The organism is Massilia sp. P1_C10, assembly GCF_056406475.1.
Genome location: NZ_JBFUAC010000004.1, coordinates 406503 through 425205, shown reverse-complemented (window position 1 = coordinate 425205; position 18703 = coordinate 406503). Strand labels below are relative to the sequence as shown.

Genomic DNA, 18703 nt, shown 5'->3' with positions numbered 1-18703 from the left:
TGTGCGCAGCCTACATTGGCACGTCCACAGCATGCGAAGGAATCGAACGTGCCGCCAGCAAATGAATAAAAAGAGAGTCAAGATCCTCCTGGTGGACGATCAGCCGGCCAACCTGACTGCGCTCGAATCGGTGCTGGCAGAACTCGACGAAGAGCTGGTCAGCGTCGGCTCCGGCGAGCAGGCGCTGCGCGCGGTGCTGGACCACTCGTTCGCGCTGGTGCTGCTCGACGTGCAGATGCCGACCATGAACGGCTTCGAGACGGCGGCGCTGATGCGGCGCCATCCGCGCTCGCAGGAACTGCCGATCATTTTCCTCACCGCCGCCAGCCAGGACGCCTTCCCGGTCGAGGACGCCTACGCGCTGGGCGCGGTGGACTACCTGACCAAGCCGTTCAACCCGGTGGTGCTGCGCGCCCGGGTGGCGGTGTTCATCGACCTTTACCGCAAGACCGCCGCCATCGCGCTGCTGCACGAGCAGCGCCACCAGGCCGCGCTGCGCGCGCGCGACGAGCGCATCCGCCTGATCCTCGACAGCACCCGCGATTACGCCTTCATCGGCACCGACGCCGAGGGCCTGGTCACCGAATGGGAAGGCGGCGCCGCCGACATCCTCGGCTGGGATGTCGAGAGCGCGCGCGGGCGCAACGCCGAGATGATCTTCACGCACGAGGACCGCGCCGCCGGCGTGCCGCGCGCCCAAATGGCGCTGGCGCTCGAAACCGGGCGCGCGTCGGACCAGCGCTGGCACGTGCGGCGCGACGGCTCGCGCTTCTTCGCCGACGGCGTGATGGTGCCGCTGCGCGACGACGCCGGCAGGCTGCGCGGCTACGCCCACATCTTCCGCGACGCCACCACCGAGAAGCTGGCGGCCGAACAGTTGGCCGCGATCGAGGCGGAGCGCGAACGCCTGTTCCGCCAGGTGGAGGCGGCCGGCGACCGCCTGGCCGACATTTTCCAGCGCGCGCCGGCCTTCATGTGCGTGATGCGCGGCCCTCGGCATAAATTCGAATTCGCCAACCAGCGCTTCATGCAGCTGGTCGGCGAACGCCCGCTGCTCGGCCTCGAAGTGCGCGCGGCGCTGCCCGAGCTGGAAGGCCAGGGACTGCTGGAGCAGTACGACGCGGTCTACCGGGACGGCCAGCCGATCGAGGACCGCAACCAGCGCATGCTGCTGCAGCGCGATGGCAACGCGCTCGAACCGCGCTTCGTCGACGCGGTGTGCATCGCCTTGCGCGAAGCCGACGGCGCCATCTCGGGCGTGCTGGTGCACGGCATCGACGTCACCGAGCGCACCCTGGCCGGGCTGCTGGCGGAGGGCCAGCGCAGCGCGCTCGAACTGGCTGTCAGCGATGCGCCGCTGGGCGACGTGCTCGACGTGCTGGCCAGCACCGCCGAGGATTTCTCGGGCGGCTCCGGCATGGCGGCGATCCGCCTGGCCGAAGGCGAACGCGGACGCCTGCGCCAGGCGGCCGGCCCCACGCTGCCGCAGGAATTCCTTGATGCGCTCGACGATTTGCCGCCTGGCGTGCAGGCCGGGCCGGAGGCCTTGTGCGCGGCCAGCGGCGAGGTGGTGGCCGTGGACGACCTCGATGTCGAACAGCGCTGGCCGGGCTTCCGTGCGCTGGCGCGAAAGCACGGCCTGCGCTCCTGCCGCTCGCTGCCGATCCTGGCGCCGTCCGGCGCGGTGCTGGGCGTGTTCTGCTGGTACTGCCGCGACCTGCGCGAGCACAGCGAAGACCAGCAGGAAGCGCTGGCGCTGCTGGCCAACACCGCTTCGCTGGTGATCGGCCAGCGCCACGAGGCGCAGGAGCGGATGGCGGCCGAAGCGCGCTCGCTCAACATCCTGGAGAGCATCAGCGAAGGCTTCCTGTCGATCGACAGCGACTGGCGCATCCGCTATGCCAACCACGCGGCGGAACAGATCACCGGCGCAGGCAACCAGGCCCTGGTGGGCGCAGCGCTTTGGGAAGCGATTCCGGAACTGCGCGGCGGTGCGATCGAACAGGGCCTGCGGCGCAGCGCGGAAGAGCGCACCCACGTCAAGTTCGAGGCTTATTACGATCCGTCCGGGCGCTGGTTCGAGATCAACAGCTGCCCGACGCCCGGCGGCGGCATTGCGCTGTACTTCCGCGACGAGACGGACCGGCGCCTGGCCGAGGAAGGGATCCGACGGCTGGCCGCGGTGGCCGAGCAGTCGCCCGACTTCATCGGCATCGCCACGCCCGACTCGATGGGCATGTTCCTCAATCCGGCCGGGCGGCGCCTGTCCGGCATCGCGGCGGACGCGCCGATTTCGGATTATTCGCTGGCCGATTTCTTCGCGCCCGAGAGCCGCCAGTTCGTCATCGACGAGGTGCTGCCGGCCCTGACCGGCGCGCCCGCGCGCTGGGAGGGCGAGCTGCGCTTCGCCCATCTGGCCACGGGCGAGGTGGCGCCGGTGTATTTCAAGGGCTTCGCGGTGCGCGACGACCGCGGCGAGATCATCGGCCTGGCCACCGTCACGCGCGACATCAGCGAGCAAAAGCGCGCCGAGGACGAGCTGCGCCGCGTCGCCGCCGACCTGTCCGAGGCCGATCACCGCAAGTCCGAGTTCCTGGCGACCCTGGCGCACGAGCTGCGCAATCCGCTTGCGCCGATCCGCACCGGCCTGGACCTGCTGCGCATGGCGCCGCCGGAACCGGCCGCGCTGGCGCGCGTGCTGGGCATGATGGACCGCCAGCTCGGCCACCTTATCCACCTGGTCAACGACCTGCTCGACGTCGCCCGCATCACGCGCGGCAAGATCGCGCTGAAGAAGGAACCGGCGGAGCTGAAGTCGCTGGTGGCGATGGCGCTCGAAACTGGCGCCGCCCTGGTCGAAGCCAGCGGCCATGCGCTGACGGTGGACCTGCCGGCCGACCCCATCATGCTCGATGCCGACACCACACGCATCGTGCAGGTCTTGAGCAACCTGTTGAATAACGCCGCCAAGTACACTCCGCCGGGCGGGCGCATCGACGTGCGCGCATGGACCGAAGACGGCCAGGCGGTGGTCGCGGTCAGTGACAGCGGCATCGGCATCCCGGCCGAATCGCTGGCCACGGTGTTCGACCTGTTCACCCAGGTGCGCGGCAGCATCGACCGCGCCCAGGGCGGGCTGGGCATCGGCCTGTCGCTGGTGCGCCGGCTGGCCGAGCTGCATGGCGGCAGCGTGTCGGCCGCCAGCGCCGGGCGCGGCCAGGGCAGCACCTTCACGTTGCGCCTGCCGCTCGGCGAAGGCGCCCGTCCGGCCCCAGGCGCGGTGGCGGATGCGGCGGCTCCGGGCGCCGGCTTGCGCGTGCTGGTCGTGGACGACAATGCCGACGCGGCCGAGAGCCTGTCAGCGCTGCTGACGATGCTGGGCCACCAGGCCGAGGTGGCGCTCGACGGGCGCAGCGGCTTCGAACTGGCCAAGCGCCTGGCGCCGGACCTGATTTTCCTCGACATCGGCATGCCGGGCATGAACGGGCATGAAGTGGCGCGCGCGATCCGCGCCACGCCCGGCATGGAGAATATCGAGCTCGTTGCGTTGACCGGCTGGGGCGCCAGCGAGGACGTGCAGCGTTCGCGCGACGCCGGTTTCGACCAGCACCTGACCAAGCCGGTCAGCATCGATGCGCTGGAACGCGCATTGCGCACGGCCGCGGGGAGGAAGAGATGAAGGGGCACTTGCCGATTTCGTGCGGCACGCTGGTGGTCAATCCGGCCGGCCAGCTGCTGCTGTGCCACGTGACGCACACGCCCAAGTGGGATATTCCGAAAGGCATGCAGGACGAAGGCGAGACCACGCTGGAAGCGGCGATGCGCGAATTGCGCGAGGAGGCGGGCATCGCGTTTGCGGCCGACCGGTTCAGCGATCTGGGCCTGTTCGACTATCGGCCGGACAAGCGCCTGCACCTGTACCTGGTGCGCAGCGGCGACGAGCTGGCGTCGCTGGACCATTTGGTGTGCACCAGCTTTTTCCCGCATCACCAGACCGGGGACGAGACGCCGGAGGTGGATGCGTACCGGTGGGCGGAAAGGTCGCAGCTGGCCAAGCTTTGCTGGCCGCGAATGGCGCAGCGCCTGCTCGCGCTGGAGTGGTAGGGTCAGACCCCGGCCAGCATCTTCTCGATCGCGTCGAGGTCCACCGGCTTGGTCAGGTGCAGGTCGAAGCCGGCCGCGCTGGTGCGCTGGCGGTCGTCCTCGCCGCCCCAGCCGGTCAGCGCGACCAGAAAGGGCTGGTCGAAACGCCGGTCGTTGCGGATCGACTCGGCCACTTCGTAGCCGTTCATCACCGGCATGCCGATGTCGAGGAACACCACCTGCGGCCTGAAGTCCTGCATCGCTTCGAGCGCGGCGCGGCCGTCGTTGGCCACTTGCGCATTGTGTCCGAGCAGGTCCAGCAGCGATGACAGCGTGTCCGCCGCGTCGCTGTTGTCGTCCACCACAAGTACGCGCACCTTGTGCACCGGCGCCACCGGCGCCGGCTGGGACGGCACCGCATCGGCGCGGCCAGCCGCCAGCGGCAGGCGGACGGTAATGGTGCTGCCCAGGCCCGGCCCGGCGCTCGCCGCCGACACGCTGCCGCCATGCAGGCCCACCATGCTGCGCACCAGCGACAGCCCGATCCCGAGGCCGCCGTGCGTACGATCGCGGCTGCGCCCCACCTGGTTGAACATGCCGAACACTTCTTCCAGCGATTCCGCCGCGATGCCCACGCCGTTGTCGGACACGGTCAGCACCGCCTCGTCCTGTTCGCGCCGGGTCGCCAGCGTCACCAAGCCGCCGTGGGGCGTGTACTTGGCGGCGTTGTTGAGCAGGTTGTTGACGACCTGGGTCAGGCGCGTCGCGTCGGCGAACAGCGGCAAAGGCTCGTCGGCGAGACGCAGGTCGAGCCGGTGGCGACGGTCCTCGATGGCCGGCAGCGCGGTTTCCACCGCCAGGTCCAGCACGTCCTTCAGGTCGATGTGAGCCTGCTTCAACTCCACCTGGCCGCGTGTGATGCGGGCCACGTCGAGCAAGTCGTCCACCAGTTCGACCATGTGCCCGAGCTGGCGTTCCATCACTTCGGACACGCGCGCGATCGCCTGCGGGTCGCCCTGCGACAGGCGCAGCACCTGCAGGCCGCTGCGCAACGGCGCCAGCGGGTTGCGCAGTTCGTGAGCAAGCGTGGCCAGGAATTCGGTCTTGCGCCGGTCGGCGTCCTTCAAGTCATCGGCCAGGCGCTGCAGCTCGATTTCGGCGCGTTTGCGTTCGCTGATGTCGGTGAACAGCACCGCCACCTTGTCGCTGCCCTCGACGCCGATGCGCGTTGCGTAGACGTCGAACCAGCGGTTCATCACGCCGACCTCGTTTTCGTGCCGGACCGGCACGCCGGTGCGGGCGACGTCGCCGTACAACTTCATCCAGTGGGTGTCGTGGCCAGGCACCAGTTCGAGCACCCGTTTTCCGGCTGCGTCGACCAGGCCGGTGTGCTGCTCGAACGCCTTGTTCGTTTCCAGGAACAGGTAGTCCACGGGCTCGCCGGCGTCGTCGTAAATCATCTGGATGATGCAGACCGCTTCGTCGATCGCCTCGAACAGCGTGCGATAGCGTTCTTCGCTTTCGCGCAGGTCCGCCTGGGCCTTGGTTTCGCTGGTGATGTCGCGCACCACGCCGCGCAGCGTTTCCGGCCTTCCCTCGGCGTCGTACAGCACCTGGCCGCGCGACAGCACCAGGTGGTATTCGCCATCCATGGCCCTGACCCGCGCGCGCGACTCGTAGGGGCCGCCGGTCTCGATCGCGCGCTGGATATTGATTGCGTCCTGGGCCGCATCGTCGGGATGCATGGCCGCGTAGTAGGCGCTGACCGGGCCGCCGGCGGCCTGTTCAGGCGTGACGCTGAACAGGAATTGCATGGCGGCGTCGCCGGTGACGCGGTCGTTCTTCATGTCCCAGTTCCACATCGCCAGGTCGCCGTGGGCCACTGTGGTGTGGAGCCGCACCCGGGTGTCGTGCAACGCGGCCTCCGCGTCGCGCCGTTCGCGCGCCGCGTGCGCGGCATGGCCGAGGAAGCGCGCCCTGGCTTTCAATATCACCGGCGTCAGTTCGCCGGCAATCACGTCCGCGGCGCCGGCTTCGTAGCAGCGCTCGAGCGGAAAGGCCGTGCCGGCCTGCGGCGCAAGCACGATGACGGGAGCGCCGATCCGCGCCAGTTCGGCGACCAGTTCCGGCGCGCCGGCGCCCTCCCCCGGCACCGAGGCCAGCACCAGCAGGAAGTTGGTCGCGCGCGCGCGTTCGATCGCGTCCGCTGTCGACACCGCGTGGACCGGAACCACGTCCAGTTCCGCGCAGATGGCGTCGATGCCCGCAGTCGGCGCGGCCGCATGCCCGACCAGCAGGACGCAGTAGGCGGGACGCACGTTGGTCATCGAATCATTCGCTTTCTTTGCGCGGCTTGGCGCGCGGCAGGTTCTTTTCCAGGATCGCCCACAGGATGAGGCCGTACGACAGCAGGCGGATCAGATAGTGTAGCGGCGAATCCTCATGGGTGCTGAGGACGATGGTCGACACCAGGCGGTGCCCGCCCTCGATCGCGAACGACAGCGCGAAGTACAGGAAGAAACGGTCGCCCGAGTCGCGCCAGAAGCGCAGGAAAAACAGCGCCAGGGCGGCCGAGGCCATGGCGATCGCACCGGTGAGGATCTCGTTGGTCATCGATTACTCCTTCTCGTAGATCAGGCCGTACAGCAGCAGCACCAGCGCCACCAGCGCGGTCGCCTGGCGCATGGTGCGCAGGTCGGTATCGGGAAGGAACAGCTTGTCCACCAGTAGCAGGACGTTATTGAGCGTCATGACGACGAAGCACAGGCCGCTCCAGAACAGCAGGCGGTGGCCGGTGCGCCGGTAGCTGCCGAGCAGCAGCCAGGCGCAGGCCAGCGAAGTGAGCATGCAAAGGGTGTAGATGGTCTCTGCCATATCAGGAGTCCTTGCGCCATGTAAATGCGTTGGCAAACTGCTGCGCCTTGCGGTCCAGCGTCGAGTGGATCAGGGTGGTCACCTGCACCAGCTGGCGCGCATACAGCCCGGCCAGGCGGTCGATCAGTTCGGCGAGTGCCGGGGTAGCGGGGTGGTAGCAGATCGCGGTGTCGCCGCTGCCGCAGCGGCGCGCCATGCCGGACAGGCACAGGCGGTCCAGCAGCGCCTGCGCATCGCGCTCGCGCACGTACAGGCGCCGGGCGACGTCCGCCGCCTGCCAGGTACGGCCGGGATCGCCGCGCAGCAATAGCAGCGCTTCGAGGAAGGGCACGGACGGGATTCCGGTCAGCACGAAACGGCGCAAGTCTTCCGGTATAAGAGGCTGCTCGCTCGCAGGCACGGCATTTCCAGGCAGAATTGAATCAAGCGCGCATTTTATGCGATTCCGACAATTGCTGCGGTGTGCAATCGTGCGCCAGCGCAATGACCGGCGCCAGTCCGGGCCGGGGCCGTTCAGGCGCGGCGAGCGCGAATACGCCGACGGCCGCCGCGAGCTCGGCCGCCTGCGAACGCATCGATGCCGCCGCCGCCGCCGCTTCCTCGACCAGCGCGGCATTCTGCTGGGTTGCCTGCTCGATCTGGGCCAGCGCCGCATTCACGTGGACGATGCCGGCCAGCTGTTCGGCGCTGGCGTCGGCGATGTCGCTGACGAAGGCGGTGACGTGGCCAATGCCGGCGACGATGTGCTCCATGCTGCGGCCGGCCTCGTCGGCCAGGCGCGCGCCAGCATCCATTTCGGCGCCGGATTCGTCGATCAGGCGCTTGATGTCGCGCGCCGCCGCGGCGGAGCGCTGCGCCAGGTTGCGCACTTCGCCGGCCACGACGGCGAAGCCGCGGCCCTGTTCGCCTGCGCGCGCCGCCTCGACCGCCGCGTTCAACGCCAGGATATTGGTCTGGAACGCGATGGAGTCGATCACGCCGACAATTTCGGCCATCCTTCGCGAACCGGCGTGGATCGACGCCATTTTCTTCGCCACCTCGTCGACCACGGCGCCGCCTTGCGCCGCCAGGCTCGACGCCGACTGCGCCAGCACCCGCGCCTGCTTGGCGTTGGCCGAATTGTGTCCCACGGTGCCGGTCAGCTGCTCCATCGATGCCGCGGTTTCCTCCAGCGTGGAGGCTTGCTGCTCGCTGCGCGCCGACAGTTCCTGGTTGCCGCTCGCAATTTCCTGGGACGCGCTGGCGATGCTGTCGGCGCCGCTGCGCACCTGGCCGACGATGCGCGCCAGGCTGTCGTTCATTTCTTTCAGCGCGGCGGACAACTGGCCGACTTCGTCGCGCGAGCGCACCTCGATGCTGCTGGCCAGGTTGCCGGAGGCCACCCTGCGCGCCACTTTCACCGCGTGGCGCAGCGGCTTCACGATGCCCAGCGTCAGGTACCAGGCGGTAAACATGCTCAGGGCGGCCCCGATTACGCCAAGCACGATCATCTCCAGGCTGGCGAACGCGGCGCCGTCGATCGCCGCACCGGTGCGCTCGCGCAGCAAGGCCGCCTGGGCGGCGCCAAGCTGGTCGAGCGAACCGAAATACGCCTGCTCGGCCGCCGACAGCGCCGGCAGCAGCGTCAGTGCCAGATCCTTCTGGCCGGAGCGGGCGAGGCGGGCGGCGCGTTCGCGCTGAAGAGTGAACTCGGTGCGGCCGGGCGTATCGGCACGCCGGGACAGCAGCGCTTCGGCCTGCGCGCCGGCGCGGTCGGCGGCGTCCAGTTCGGTCGCCGCGCGCGCGCCGTCGCTGGTGAGCAAGGCATTGCGCAGATGGCGCGACTGCTGGTCCAGCGCGGATCTTGCGCGGCCGATTTCGTCGACGGCGGCGAAATGCTCTTTGACCGCGGCGTCGACGCCAGTGCTGATGGCGGTGAGGCGGCTCGCCCCCAGCGCCACGACCACGGCCAGCATCGCGATCGTCAGCGCGAAACTGACGTTCAGGCGATTCCCGATTTTCACATCTGCTATTTTCATACCCGTTCCATGATTGTCGAACCGCCAAGCGAAAAAGCTGCAAAGATTGTAGCGGTAATAATAACGAACGGGAAAAAATATTTATCGGATGGAACTAAACGCCTGTGCCGCGGTGAGCGCCGCGACGCCTGGCCGTACACCGCGGCCTGGGTCACGGCGGTGATCGTGCCGAGCACGCCGGTCTGCGCATGGCCGCTCCCGCCTGATATGCTGCACCCCACTGAAAATTGGAAAGCGACACGGATGGACCGACTCGATCTTCGCGAACGCGACCTGCGCCGCATTCTTGCACGCGCTGCCGATGCCGACAGCGCCGGCGCCATGGGCCCGGTGCAGCAGGCCCTGTTGCACCGGCGCGGCTGGCTGCGCATGCTGGCGCCGCGTTCCGCCGGTGGCCTCGAGCTGGCGCTGCCGCAGGTGGTGCGGCTGGAAGAGCGCCTGGCCGCGGCCGACGGCAGCATTGGCTGGACCGTCACGCTGTGCGCCGGCGCCGGCTGGTTCGCCGGCTTCCTGCCGCCGGCGCTGGCGCGCGACATTGTCGGCACGCCACGCGTGTGCGTGGCCGGCAGCGGCGCGCCGACCGGCTATGCCGACGTCGACGGCGACGGTTTCCGGCTGGACGGGCGCTGGGATTACGCCAGCGGGGCGCCGTTCGCCACCCACTTCACGCTCAACGCGATCCTGCGCGAGCATGGCCAGGTGCTGCTCGACGCCGCCGGCGCGCCGCGCATCCGCGCCTTCATCGTGCCGGCCGGCGAGGTCGAAGTGGTGTCGTCCTGGCGCAGCATCGGCCTGCGCGCGACGGCGTCGCACAGCTACCGCATCGACCAGCGCTGGGTCCACGCCGATCACGGCTTCCAGATCGACGCCGCGCACGCGACGGCGGATGGGCCGCTGTACCGCTTTCCCTTCCTGTCGCTGGCGTACGTGACGCTCGCGGCCAATGCGGCCGGCATGGCAGGCCATTTCCTGCAACTGGCGGCGCCTTGCATCGCCCGGCGCAGGCAGCCGATTACCGGCATTCCGCTGATGGAGGCGCCCGGCGTGGCGGAGCGCGTGGGCGCTGCGCAGGCCGGTTTCCAGGCGGCGCGCGCGGCGTTTTACCGGCTGCTCGACGCGGCATGGGAACTGGTGCTGGCCGGCCGCGCGCCAGATGCGGGGCCGCTGCACGCCGCTTCGCTCGACTGGGTCGCGGTGGCGCGCAAGGCGGTCGACGAGCTGTATCCGTTTTGCGGGCTGTACGCGGCCAGCGGCGACACCGACATCAACCGGGTCTGGCGCGATTTTCACACGGCGACCCAGCACACGCTGCTGCTGCCGTAACCTGTGCAATGGTGCGCGGCCTCCGGGCCGATTGCGGTACTCTGATCCGGTGGCCCGAAACCTCTCGGAGGAACCATCATGAAACGCACACTGATAGCCGTTTTCGACAACCGCGGCGACGCCCAGAACGCCGTCGAGGAGCTGGTGCTGTCCGGCTTTCCGCGCCAGGACATCCGCCTGAGCGAAGGCGATCCGACCGGGCGCGACAGCCCGATCACCGGCGCATCCACGCCCGAGCCTGCCAGCACCGGCAGCGGCATCACCGACAGCATCCGTACATTTCTCACTAATATCTTCGGCACCGACAACAGCGTGTATGTGCAGAAGTATTCCGACGCCGTCACTCGCGGCCATCATGTGCTCACGATGACCACCGCCGATGAGCCCGAGGTCGAGCGCGCCGCCGCCATCGTCGAGCGATATGGGCCGGTCGACATCGACGAGAAGGTCGCCGAGTGGAGCGGCGGGCCGGTCACCGGCGAGGCGATCCGCATGGGCATGGGCGGCCAGCAGCAGTCGGCGCAAATGTCGCAGCAGAGCGCGCAGGGCAGCATGCAGGGCGGCGGCGGTTCCGGCTCGGAACAGCGCGCCATCATCCCCGAAGGCCCGGGCGCGGTGCCGCCGGCCGCGCGCAGTCCCGTGAAAGTATTTTCGCACCTGGCCGAGCCGTCGCTGTCGGATCTGTCCGAGGAAGACGAGCTGTACTATCGCAGCCACTACAACGCGAATTACGCCGGCAGCGGCGCCGGCAATCTGTATGACGAATATGCGCCGGCCTACCGCTACGGCTCGAAGATGGCGTCGGACGAGACCTATCGGGGCCAGCTGTGGAAGGATGTCGAGCCGGCGCTGCGCAGCGAGTGGGAAGCGGACAATCCGGGGACGGCCTGGGGCAAGTTCAAGGCCGCGGTGCGGCACGGCTGGGACCGCATCACCCACCTGCATTGACGCGGCTTCGGGGCGAGAACTCTACATCCCCAACGGCAGGCTGATGCGGTTGCGCCCCATGTGCTTGGCGCGGTACAGCGCCGCGTCGGCGATGGCCACCAGCTGGCTGGCGCTCGCTTCGGGCGACGCCAGCGCCGTCGCGGCGCCGATGCTGACCGTCACGTGGCCCGGCGCGGCGCCGGTGTTGGGCACCATCAGCCGCTCGACGCGGCAGCGGATCCGCTCGGCCACGATGGCCGCACCCTTGAGCGACTGGTTCGGCAGGATCACCGCAAACTCCTCGCCGCCGTAGCGCGCCACCAGGTCGTTGGCGCGCATCTCGCTCGCCACCGCGCTGGCGATGCGCTTGAGGCATTCGTCGCCGCCGAGGTGGCCGTTGGCGTCGTTGTACGCCTTGAAATTGTCGACGTCGACCATCAGCAGCGAGAGCGGCTGCTTCTGGCGCTGCGCGCGCGCCCATTCCGCATGCAGCGTTTCGTCGAAGCAGCGCCGGTTCGCCAGCCCGGTCAGGCCGTCGCGGGTAGCCAGCTGCTCGAGCGAAATCTGCGCGATCTTCTCGTCGGTCATGTCGCGCACCGTCTGCACCACCGCCACCAGCGCGCCGTCGTCGTCGAGGATCGGGCTGGCGTCGGACGCCAGGTAGCGGCGGGTCCCCACGCGCGGCATCTCGCACCAGCTTTCGGCGCACAGGTTGCCGACCGGGCCGGCCTGCTTGACCTGGCGCGGATAAATCTGGTGGATTTCGTCGGTGCGGTTCTGAATCACCAGGTCGGCCAGGCTCGGGCGCGGCGCGTCATGAAAGCTGCGCCAATGGTCGGAGGTGCCGATCACTTCGTAGCCGGGCACCCCGGTCAGCCGCTCGCAGGCGCGGTTCCAGATCATCACCTTGCAGCCGGTATCGAGCACGAAGGCGGGAATGGCCAGCATTTCCATCAGCCTGGCGGCGAACGCGTCCTGATGAAGGGGGAGCGCCGAAGCGGCGCTGCGCTGTAGCGTGGTGGTATGCATGTGCGGTCCTCTGATTGTCTGGAGGGCAAATAATTGACTGCCGACAAGTTCTAATTTTGCTACGATGACTTCACGCAACTATTGATCTTTAACAAGGATTCACTGCCTGCAACACTCGCCGCGACCGGCAGCGGCACCGACAGCGACAGCAGGGTCCCCTTGCCGGGCGCGCTGTCGATGGCGAACTTGCCGTCGGCGGCCGTGACGCGGTCGGCGATGCCGGCCAGGCCGCAGCCGCGGTGATCCTCACCGTCGGCCATGCCGACGCCGTTGTCCTGCACCTTCAGGCTCAGGCGGCCGGCTCGCTGGTCCAGCGCGACCGTCACTTCGGTGGCCTGGGCATGCCGCAGCACGTTGGCGAGCGACTCCTGCAGGATGCGGAACAGCATCGCATCCATGGCAGGGTCGGACGCGGCGCCGAACGCATCGTCGCTGGCGTCGAAGCGATGACGGATGCCGCTCACGCGCGAAAAGTCGGCCAGCTGCGCTTCGATCGCCGCCTGCAACCCTTGTTCCAACGCCGGCGGACGCAGGTTATTGATGATGGTGCGCAGCGACGCGATCGACAGGTCCAGGTTGCCGAGCAGGCTGCCGACCTTCTGCTGGATGCGCGGATCGGTCCGGCAGGCGCGCGCCTGGATCAGCGACAGCTCGATCTTCAGTGCGAGCAGGTGCTGGCCGAGGTCGTCGTGGATGTCGCGCGCGATGCGCCGGCGCTCGCTCTCGCGCACCTGTTCCTGCTGGCCGATCAGGCGGCACAGCGCGGCATGGGTGTCGGCCAGCGAGCGTTCGGCCTGCACACGCGCGTGGCGCTCCATGCCGAGCTGGGCTTCCGAGTAAGCAAGCCGATCCCTGAAGCGCAGATAGCGTGAGAGCAGGGCGCGGAAACCCCAGCCGACCACGGCCAGCCAGAGGCCCGCGACCAGCACCGCCGGCTGCTGCAGCGGCAATGCGCCGGACGCCACGGCGCCAGACGCGCCCAGCGCGGATAGCGCGAGGGCGGTTGCGGCAAGGCGGCGCGGTGCGGTATTCATGGCATCCTTTGCGACATGGATCAAGTCGTGAGGCCGAGGTTACCCCGCGGCAAACTGAGCGTCTTATCTCACGTCAACTCTTACGTCACAGCATCTATCAGAAGGCCTGCCCCCAGCGGCAGGGCCGCCGGCGCGGTATAATGACCGGTTGACGATTGAGGTTTACCGTGACTTACAGCATCAAAGAAATTTTCTACACCTTGCAGGGCGAAGGCGCGCACGCCGGCCGCCCGGCGGTGTTCTGCCGCTTTGCCGGCTGCAACCTGTGGACCGGCCGCGAGAGCGACCGCGCCACCGCCACCTGCACCTTTTGCGACACCGACTTCGTCGGCACCGACGGCGAACGGGGCGGCAAGTTCCCGCGGGCCGAAGCGCTGGCCGCCGAGATCGACTCGCTGTGGCCGGAAAGCTATCCGGCCAGCAAGTACGTGGTCTTCACCGGCGGCGAACCGCTGCTGCAGCTCGATGCCCCGCTGATCGACGCGATGCACCGCGCCGGCTTCGAGATCGCGATCGAAACCAATGGCACCCTGCCGGTGCCGGCCGGGGTCGACTGGGTCTGCGTCAGCCCCAAGATGGGATCGACGCTGGTGGTCGAAAAAGGCAATGAAATCAAGGTGGTGATTCCGCAGACGGGCCAGAACCTGGCCGCTTACGAGCAGCTCGATTTCGACAATTTCTTCGTGCAGCCGATGGACGGCCCGCTGGCCGAGCACAACACGCGGCTGGCGATCGAGACGTGCAAGCGCCACCCGAAGTGGAAGCTGAGCTTGCAAACCCATAAACTTTTACAGATCCCTTAAGCAATGCTCACCATCACCCGCAAGCTCGAATTCGACGCCGGACACCGGATTCCCGACCACAAGAGCCAGTGCCGCAACCTGCACGGCCACCGCTACACGCTGGAAATCACCCTGACCGGCGCCGTCATCGACGTCGAAGGCAGCTCCGACAACGGCATGATCATGGACTTCTCCGACATCAAGACGATCGCCAAGGAGCACCTGGTCGACGTCTGGGACCACGCGTTCCTGGTGTACGAGAAGGACGACGCCGTGCGCGAATTCCTCGCCAGCCTGCCGGGCCACAAGACGGTGGTGATCGACCGCATCCCGACCGTCGAGAACCTGGCGCGGGTCGCTTTCGACATCCTGAAGGCCGCGTTCAAGGACCGCTACGGCACCGGCCTGCACCTGCACAAGCTGATGCTGCACGAAACCCCGAACTGCTGGGCCGAGATCACCGATGCCTGACAGCGAATTCATGCAGCTCGCGCTGGCCCAGGCGCAGCATGCCTGGAGCCTGGGCGAGGTGCCGGTCGGCGCCGTCGTGGTCAAGGACGGCGAAGTGGTGTCGATCGGCTTCAACCAGCCGATCGGGCGCCACGATCCGACCGCGCACGCCGAGATCGTGGCCTTGCGCGCGGCAGCCGAAAAGCTGGGCAACTACCGGCTGCCCGGCTGCGAACTGTTCGTCACGCTCGAACCGTGCGTGATGTGCTCGGGCGCGATGATGCACGCGCGCCTGGCACGGGTGGTGTTCGGCGCCAGCGATCCGAAGACCGGCGCCTGCGGCTCGGTGCTGAACCTGTTCGAACAGGAGAAGCTGAACCACCATACCGAACTGGTGGGCGGCGTGATGGCCGACGAAGCCGGCGCCATGCTGCGCGGCTTTTTCGCCGAACGGCGCGCCGCGGCGCGGGCAGTCGCCACGGACTGACGCGCGCGCGGGGCGCGAATCAATAATGGTATGCTCGGTTCTGGAGAGCCACCATGCCGAACCTGACCGCCAACGGAATCACCATCGCCTGCGAAACCGCCGGCGACCCGGGCGGCATGCCGGTCCTGCTGGTCGCCGGCATGGGCCTGCAGCTCACCTCCTGGCCGCGCGACTTCATCGACGGCCTGGTGGAACTTGGCTACTACGTCATCCGCTTCGACAACCGCGACTGCGGCCTGTCCACCAAATTCGCCAAAGCCGGCACGCCCAACCTGACCATCGCCTGGCTGCGCGCGATGTTCCGCCTGCGCGTGCACACCGCCTACACCCTGGACGACATGGCCTGCGATGCGCTCGGCGTGCTCGATGCGCTGGGCATTGAGAAGGCGCACGTGGTCGGCCTGTCGATGGGCGGCATGATCGGCCAGATCCTCGCGGCGCGCCATCCCGAGCGCGTGCTGACGCTGACTTCCATCATGTCCAGCAGCGGCCGGCGCGGCCTGCCCGGCAGCACGCGCGCGGTGCGCAAGGCGATGCTGCGGCGCGTGCGCGACCTGTCCGACCACCGCGAACTGGTCGACTACATGATGAACGTCTGGCGCGTGATCGGCAGCCCCGCCTATCCCACCTCGGACAAGCACCTGCGCGAGCAGGTCGAGGCGGCGATCGCGCGCAGCGTGTGCCGTTCCGGCGTCGCGCGCCAGATGACGGCGATCATGGCCGGCCCGCCGCGCACCGCGCTGCTGCGCCGGATCGTGCGCCCGACCCTGGTCATTCACGGCGCCGCCGATCCCATGCTGCCGCCGGCCTGCGGCATCGACACCGCGCGCATCGTGCCCTGCGCGCGCCTCGAAATCATCGAAGGGATGGGCCACGACCTGCCGGCGCAGCTGATCGAAAGGGTGCTCGCCTTGATCGACGTGCATGCGCGGGGTAAGATGACATCAGACTCCCTACCACGCCTCTTCGAAAAACAATAATGACCAAAAAACTCGGTATTGCCATCATCGCTCCGGGCGGCAACGCCCCCGACGACTCCGCGCTCCCGCGCGGCATCGAGCGCCTCGAACAGCACGGCTGCATCGTCCACAATTACTACGAACCTTCGCTGGTCCACCAGCGCTTCGGCGGCACCGACGCCGGCCGGCTGCATCAGATCCAGCAAGCGGTGGCCAATCCCGACGTGCAGGTCGTCATGGCGCTGCGCGGCCAGTACGGCATCACGCGCATCCTGCCGAAAATCGATTTCGACGCGATCGCCAGGAGCGGCAAGATATTCGTCGGCTTCTCCGACATGACCGCGCTGCACATGGGACTGATGGCCAAGACCGGCGCGAAGAGCTACGCCGGGCCGATGCTGGCCGGCGACTTCTGCATCGACAAAACGGTCGACTTCACGCTGGAGAACTTCTGGCAGTGCCTGGCCGGGCCGACCCACACCATCACCGAGCTGGCTGAAAATAATCCCTCGGTCAACCTGACCGGCACCATCTGGGGCGGCAACCTGGCGATGATGGTCTCGCTGCTCGGCACCGAGTACTTCCCGATCGTCGAAGACGGCATCCTGTACATCGAGGACGTGAACGAACACCCGTACCGGATCGAGCGCATGCTGCTGCAGCTGATGCAGGCCGGCGTGCTGGCAAAGCAGAAGGCGCTGATCATCGGCGACGTGTCGGGCTACCGCCTGAGCGCGGCCGACAACGGCTACGACTTCGACGCCATGCTGGCCTACCTGCGCGAGACGCTGCCGCTGCCGGTGCTCACCGGCCTTCAGTTCGGCCATATCCCGCGGCGCGTGACCATTCCGTTCGGCGCCACCGCCAGCCTGGTGTCCGACCATTCGCGCTTCCAGCTGACCATGAGCGACTACCCGACGATCGGACATGCCTGACGCGTCGCCCGGTCAGCACTACTACCGGGCGACATCGGCCGCGGCCGACTATCCATCCATCCAGGGCCGCGCAGATTATGCGATCTGCATTATCGGCGGCGGCTTCGCCGGCCTGGCGACAGCGATGTCGCTGATGGAGCGCGGCCAGCAAGGCGTGGCGCTGCTCGAGGCGGACCGGATCGGCTTCGGCGCCTCCGGGCGCAACGGCGGCTTCGTGTTCGGCGGCTTTTCGCTGGGCGAGCGCGACCTGCTCGCCTCAGTTGGGGCGGCCGAAGCGCGCAAGCTGTACCGGCTCACGCTCGACGCGCTGGCCACGATCCGGCGCCGCATCCGCCAGTACGGCATCGATTGCGACGCTGCCGAACACGGCGTGTACCTGGCCAACTGGTTCGCCGACCAGCGCATCCTCGACCGGCAGCAGCGCTTCATGGCCGATCATTTCGGCGTCGAGTGGCAGCGCGTCGGCCGCGCCGACCTGGCCGACCGCCTGCTGACCGAACGCTACTCCGGCGCGCTGTTCGAATCGGGCGCCTTCCATTTTCATCCCCTCAAATATGCGCAAGGCCAGGCGCGCGCGCTCGAAGCCGGCGGCGTGCGCCTGCACGAAGGCAGCCGCGCCCTCGGCATCGCGCGCGAAGGCGCGTACTGGCGCGTGACGACAGCCGACGGCGAGGTGAGGGCGCGCGACGTGGTGCTGTGCTGCGGCGGCTATCTCGAACGCCTGCAGCCGAAGCTGGCCGGCGCCATGCTGCCGATCGCGACCTACGTGATGGCCACCGAGCCGCTCGGCGAGCGCCTGGCCGGCGCGCTGCGCACCGGCGCCGCGGTGTACGACACCCGCTTCGCCTTCGACTACTACCGGCCGCTGGCCGACACGCGCCTGCTGTGGGGCGGCCGCATTTCGGTGCGCGACCGCGCCGCCGGCGACGTGGCGCGGCTGCTGTACCGCGACATGCTGCGCGTGTATCCGCAACTGGCCGGCGTCAAGGTCGATCACGCGTGGAGCGGTTTGATGAGCTACGGCCGCCACAAGATGCCCCAGCTGGGCCGCCTGCCGGACGGCCTGTGGTACGGCATGGGCTTCGGCGGCCATGGCGTCGGACCGACCACGCTGGGCGGCGAAGTGCTGGCGGCGGCGCTGTGCGGAGACGGCGCCGGCCTGGCCCGCTTCGCGCCGTGGAAGCTGCCGCCGACCGGCGGTTCGGCCGGCCTGCTGGCGGCGCAACTGAGTTACTGGTACTACGCCTTGCGCGACCGCCTGCGCCAATAAAACCAGCTTGTCATGGCCGCAAAGTTTCTCGTACACTGAGCGAAAAACAGGAGAGAGCATGTTTAGTCACATAATGGTTGGAACGAACGACATCGAAAAGTCCAAACGGTTTTACGACGCTGTACTGGGTGTTCTCGGGGCGGGCGCACCGTTCCGGGGCAAGGCTCCCACCGGGCAGGATCGGCTGTTCTACCGGCACGGCGGCGGCAGTTTCGGCGTCAGCGAACCGATTAATGGCGAAGAGGCCAGCTTCGCGAACGGCGGCACGATCGGCTTCAAATGCGACTCTCCAGAACAAGTGAAGAAATTTCACGATACGGCCGTGGAGTTTGGCGGTCAGTCGATCGAGGACCCGCCAGGGCTGCGCGAAGGCGCGATGGGCGCAATGCACCTCGCGTATGTCCGTGATCCGGACGGCAACAAGCTCTGCGCGGTTTATCGCGTCAAGTAGCCGTCTCCTTACGCTTATCAAGCTTGACTGAACCTGAGTCCGGTGGCCATGCCTACCCGTCGAAAAAGTCCGGCGGCCGGC

At 68.1% G+C, this 18703-nt stretch carries 18 protein-coding genes; 11 read left to right on the top strand and 7 right to left on the bottom strand.

The annotated features are described in order from the left end of the window. Positions 1-61: 61 nt before the first annotated feature. Positions 62-3679 carry a response regulator gene (locus tag AC1D02_RS11975; RefSeq protein WP_477317023.1) on the top strand — a complete coding sequence of 1206 codons (3618 nt, stop codon included), beginning with the start codon at positions 62-64 and terminating at the stop codon, positions 3677-3679. Continuing rightward, the gene (locus AC1D02_RS11970) at positions 3676-4104 is read left to right on the top strand and encodes an NUDIX hydrolase (RefSeq protein ID WP_477317021.1); all 429 of its coding nucleotides are present in this window, start codon (positions 3676-3678) and stop codon (positions 4102-4104) included. Before AC1D02_RS11975 ends, AC1D02_RS11970 begins: the two co-directional genes overlap by 4 nt. 2 nt (positions 4105-4106) lie before the next feature. Here AC1D02_RS11970 and AC1D02_RS11965 read toward each other — a convergent pair whose 3' ends face one another. Genes AC1D02_RS11965 through AC1D02_RS11945 form a run of 5 tightly spaced genes read right to left on the bottom strand, consistent with a single transcriptional unit; the run spans position 4107 to position 8975 of the window. Then, entirely contained in the window at positions 4107-6410 is a 2304-nt protein-coding gene (locus AC1D02_RS11965) for a hybrid sensor histidine kinase/response regulator (RefSeq protein ID WP_477317019.1), read from the bottom strand. A 4-nt stretch (positions 6411-6414) separates the two neighbouring features. After that, positions 6415-6696 (bottom strand): DUF5985 family protein, encoded by a 282-nt coding sequence (locus AC1D02_RS11960; protein ID WP_477317017.1) that lies wholly within the window; start codon positions 6694-6696, stop codon positions 6415-6417. A gap of 3 nt (positions 6697-6699) precedes the next feature. Beyond that, positions 6700-6957, bottom strand: coding sequence for a DUF5985 family protein (locus tag AC1D02_RS11955; RefSeq protein WP_477317015.1), 258 nt, complete (start codon positions 6955-6957; stop codon positions 6700-6702). Between the two features lies 1 nt (position 6958). Next, positions 6959-7321 carry a hypothetical protein gene (locus tag AC1D02_RS11950; RefSeq protein WP_477317013.1) on the bottom strand — a complete coding sequence of 121 codons (363 nt, stop codon included), beginning with the start codon at positions 7319-7321 and terminating at the stop codon, positions 6959-6961. Between the two features lie 58 nt (positions 7322-7379). Beyond that, a complete protein-coding gene (locus tag AC1D02_RS11945; RefSeq protein ID WP_477317011.1) occupies positions 7380-8975 on the bottom strand; it encodes a methyl-accepting chemotaxis protein in 1596 nt (531 codons plus the stop codon). A gap of 243 nt (positions 8976-9218) precedes the next feature. Here AC1D02_RS11945 and AC1D02_RS11940 point away from each other — a divergent pair, with 243 nt between their 5' ends. Both AC1D02_RS11940 and AC1D02_RS11935 read left to right on the top strand, forming a co-directional pair. Continuing rightward, complete coding sequence (locus AC1D02_RS11940) at positions 9219-10298, top strand: acyl-CoA dehydrogenase family protein (protein WP_477317009.1); 1080 nt, start codon at positions 9219-9221, stop codon at positions 10296-10298. Positions 10299-10376: 78 nt separating this feature from the next. Beyond that, on the top strand, positions 10377-11246 hold the full coding sequence (locus AC1D02_RS11935) for a hypothetical protein (protein ID WP_477317007.1): 870 nt from the start codon (positions 10377-10379) through the stop codon (positions 11244-11246). 21 nt (positions 11247-11267) lie between these two features. On the opposite strand, the gene AC1D02_RS11930 is transcribed toward AC1D02_RS11935, so the two are convergent. Next, positions 11268-12254, bottom strand: a complete 987-nt coding sequence (locus AC1D02_RS11930) for a sensor domain-containing diguanylate cyclase (RefSeq protein ID WP_477317005.1) — start codon at positions 12252-12254, stop codon at positions 11268-11270. 59 nt (positions 12255-12313) lie between these two features. Continuing rightward, positions 12314-13288 carry a sensor histidine kinase gene (locus AC1D02_RS11925; protein ID WP_477317003.1) on the bottom strand — a complete coding sequence of 325 codons (975 nt, stop codon included), beginning with the start codon at positions 13286-13288 and terminating at the stop codon, positions 12314-12316. Positions 13289-13455: 167 nt separating this feature from the next. On the opposite strand from AC1D02_RS11925, the gene queE reads away from it, so the two are divergent. Genes queE through AC1D02_RS11890 form a run of 7 tightly spaced genes read left to right on the top strand, consistent with a single transcriptional unit; the run spans position 13456 to position 18622 of the window. Then, positions 13456-14091, top strand: coding sequence for a 7-carboxy-7-deazaguanine synthase (gene queE, locus AC1D02_RS11920; RefSeq protein ID WP_477317001.1), 636 nt, complete (start codon positions 13456-13458; stop codon positions 14089-14091). A 3-nt stretch (positions 14092-14094) separates the two neighbouring features. Next, positions 14095-14541: a 6-carboxytetrahydropterin synthase QueD gene (gene queD, locus AC1D02_RS11915; RefSeq protein ID WP_305511255.1), complete on the top strand. Its 447-nt coding sequence runs from the start codon at positions 14095-14097 to the stop codon at positions 14539-14541. Further along, positions 14534-15007 (top strand): tRNA adenosine(34) deaminase TadA, encoded by a 474-nt coding sequence (gene tadA, locus AC1D02_RS11910; protein ID WP_477316999.1) that lies wholly within the window; start codon positions 14534-14536, stop codon positions 15005-15007. The genes queD and tadA overlap by 8 nt, the downstream gene beginning before the upstream one ends. Positions 15008-15060: 53 nt before the next feature. Beyond that, positions 15061-15987, top strand: coding sequence for an alpha/beta fold hydrolase (locus AC1D02_RS11905; RefSeq protein WP_477316997.1), 927 nt, complete (start codon positions 15061-15063; stop codon positions 15985-15987). Then, positions 15987-16901 (top strand): muramoyltetrapeptide carboxypeptidase, encoded by a 915-nt coding sequence (gene ldcA / locus AC1D02_RS11900; RefSeq protein ID WP_477316995.1) that lies wholly within the window; start codon positions 15987-15989, stop codon positions 16899-16901. Before AC1D02_RS11905 ends, ldcA begins: the two co-directional genes overlap by 1 nt. Then, positions 16894-18171 carry an NAD(P)/FAD-dependent oxidoreductase gene (locus AC1D02_RS11895; RefSeq protein WP_477316993.1) on the top strand — a complete coding sequence of 426 codons (1278 nt, stop codon included), beginning with the start codon at positions 16894-16896 and terminating at the stop codon, positions 18169-18171. Before ldcA ends, AC1D02_RS11895 begins: the two co-directional genes overlap by 8 nt. A gap of 58 nt (positions 18172-18229) precedes the next feature. After that, positions 18230-18622, top strand: a complete 393-nt coding sequence (locus tag AC1D02_RS11890; protein WP_477316991.1) for a VOC family protein — start codon at positions 18230-18232, stop codon at positions 18620-18622. Positions 18623-18703: the final 81 nt, after the last annotated feature.

Coding starts and splice junctions, on each gene's coding strand:
- AC1D02_RS11930 (WP_477317005.1), bottom strand. CDS start 12,254: ATGCATACCACCACGCTACAGCGCAGCGCCGCTTCGGCGCTCCCCCTT.
- AC1D02_RS11890 (WP_477316991.1), top strand. CDS start 18,230: ATGTTTAGTCACATAATGGTTGGAACGAACGACATCGAAAAGTCCAAA.
- AC1D02_RS11945 (WP_477317011.1), bottom strand. CDS start 8,975: ATGAAAATAGCAGATGTGAAAATCGGGAATCGCCTGAACGTCAGTTTC.
- AC1D02_RS11955 (WP_477317015.1), bottom strand. CDS start 6,957: ATGGCAGAGACCATCTACACCCTTTGCATGCTCACTTCGCTGGCCTGC.
- AC1D02_RS11895 (WP_477316993.1), top strand. CDS start 16,894: ATGCCTGACGCGTCGCCCGGTCAGCACTACTACCGGGCGACATCGGCC.
- AC1D02_RS11940 (WP_477317009.1), top strand. CDS start 9,219: ATGGACCGACTCGATCTTCGCGAACGCGACCTGCGCCGCATTCTTGCA.
- queD (WP_305511255.1), top strand. CDS start 14,095: ATGCTCACCATCACCCGCAAGCTCGAATTCGACGCCGGACACCGGATT.
- AC1D02_RS11960 (WP_477317017.1), bottom strand. CDS start 6,696: ATGACCAACGAGATCCTCACCGGTGCGATCGCCATGGCCTCGGCCGCC.
- AC1D02_RS11970 (WP_477317021.1), top strand. CDS start 3,676: ATGAAGGGGCACTTGCCGATTTCGTGCGGCACGCTGGTGGTCAATCCG.
- AC1D02_RS11925 (WP_477317003.1), bottom strand. CDS start 13,288: ATGAATACCGCACCGCGCCGCCTTGCCGCAACCGCCCTCGCGCTATCC.
- ldcA (WP_477316995.1), top strand. CDS start 15,987: ATGACCAAAAAACTCGGTATTGCCATCATCGCTCCGGGCGGCAACGCC.
- tadA (WP_477316999.1), top strand. CDS start 14,534: ATGCCTGACAGCGAATTCATGCAGCTCGCGCTGGCCCAGGCGCAGCAT.
- AC1D02_RS11935 (WP_477317007.1), top strand. CDS start 10,377: ATGAAACGCACACTGATAGCCGTTTTCGACAACCGCGGCGACGCCCAG.
- AC1D02_RS11965 (WP_477317019.1), bottom strand. CDS start 6,410: ATGACCAACGTGCGTCCCGCCTACTGCGTCCTGCTGGTCGGGCATGCG.
- AC1D02_RS11905 (WP_477316997.1), top strand. CDS start 15,061: ATGCCGAACCTGACCGCCAACGGAATCACCATCGCCTGCGAAACCGCC.
- AC1D02_RS11975 (WP_477317023.1), top strand. CDS start 62: ATGAATAAAAAGAGAGTCAAGATCCTCCTGGTGGACGATCAGCCGGCC.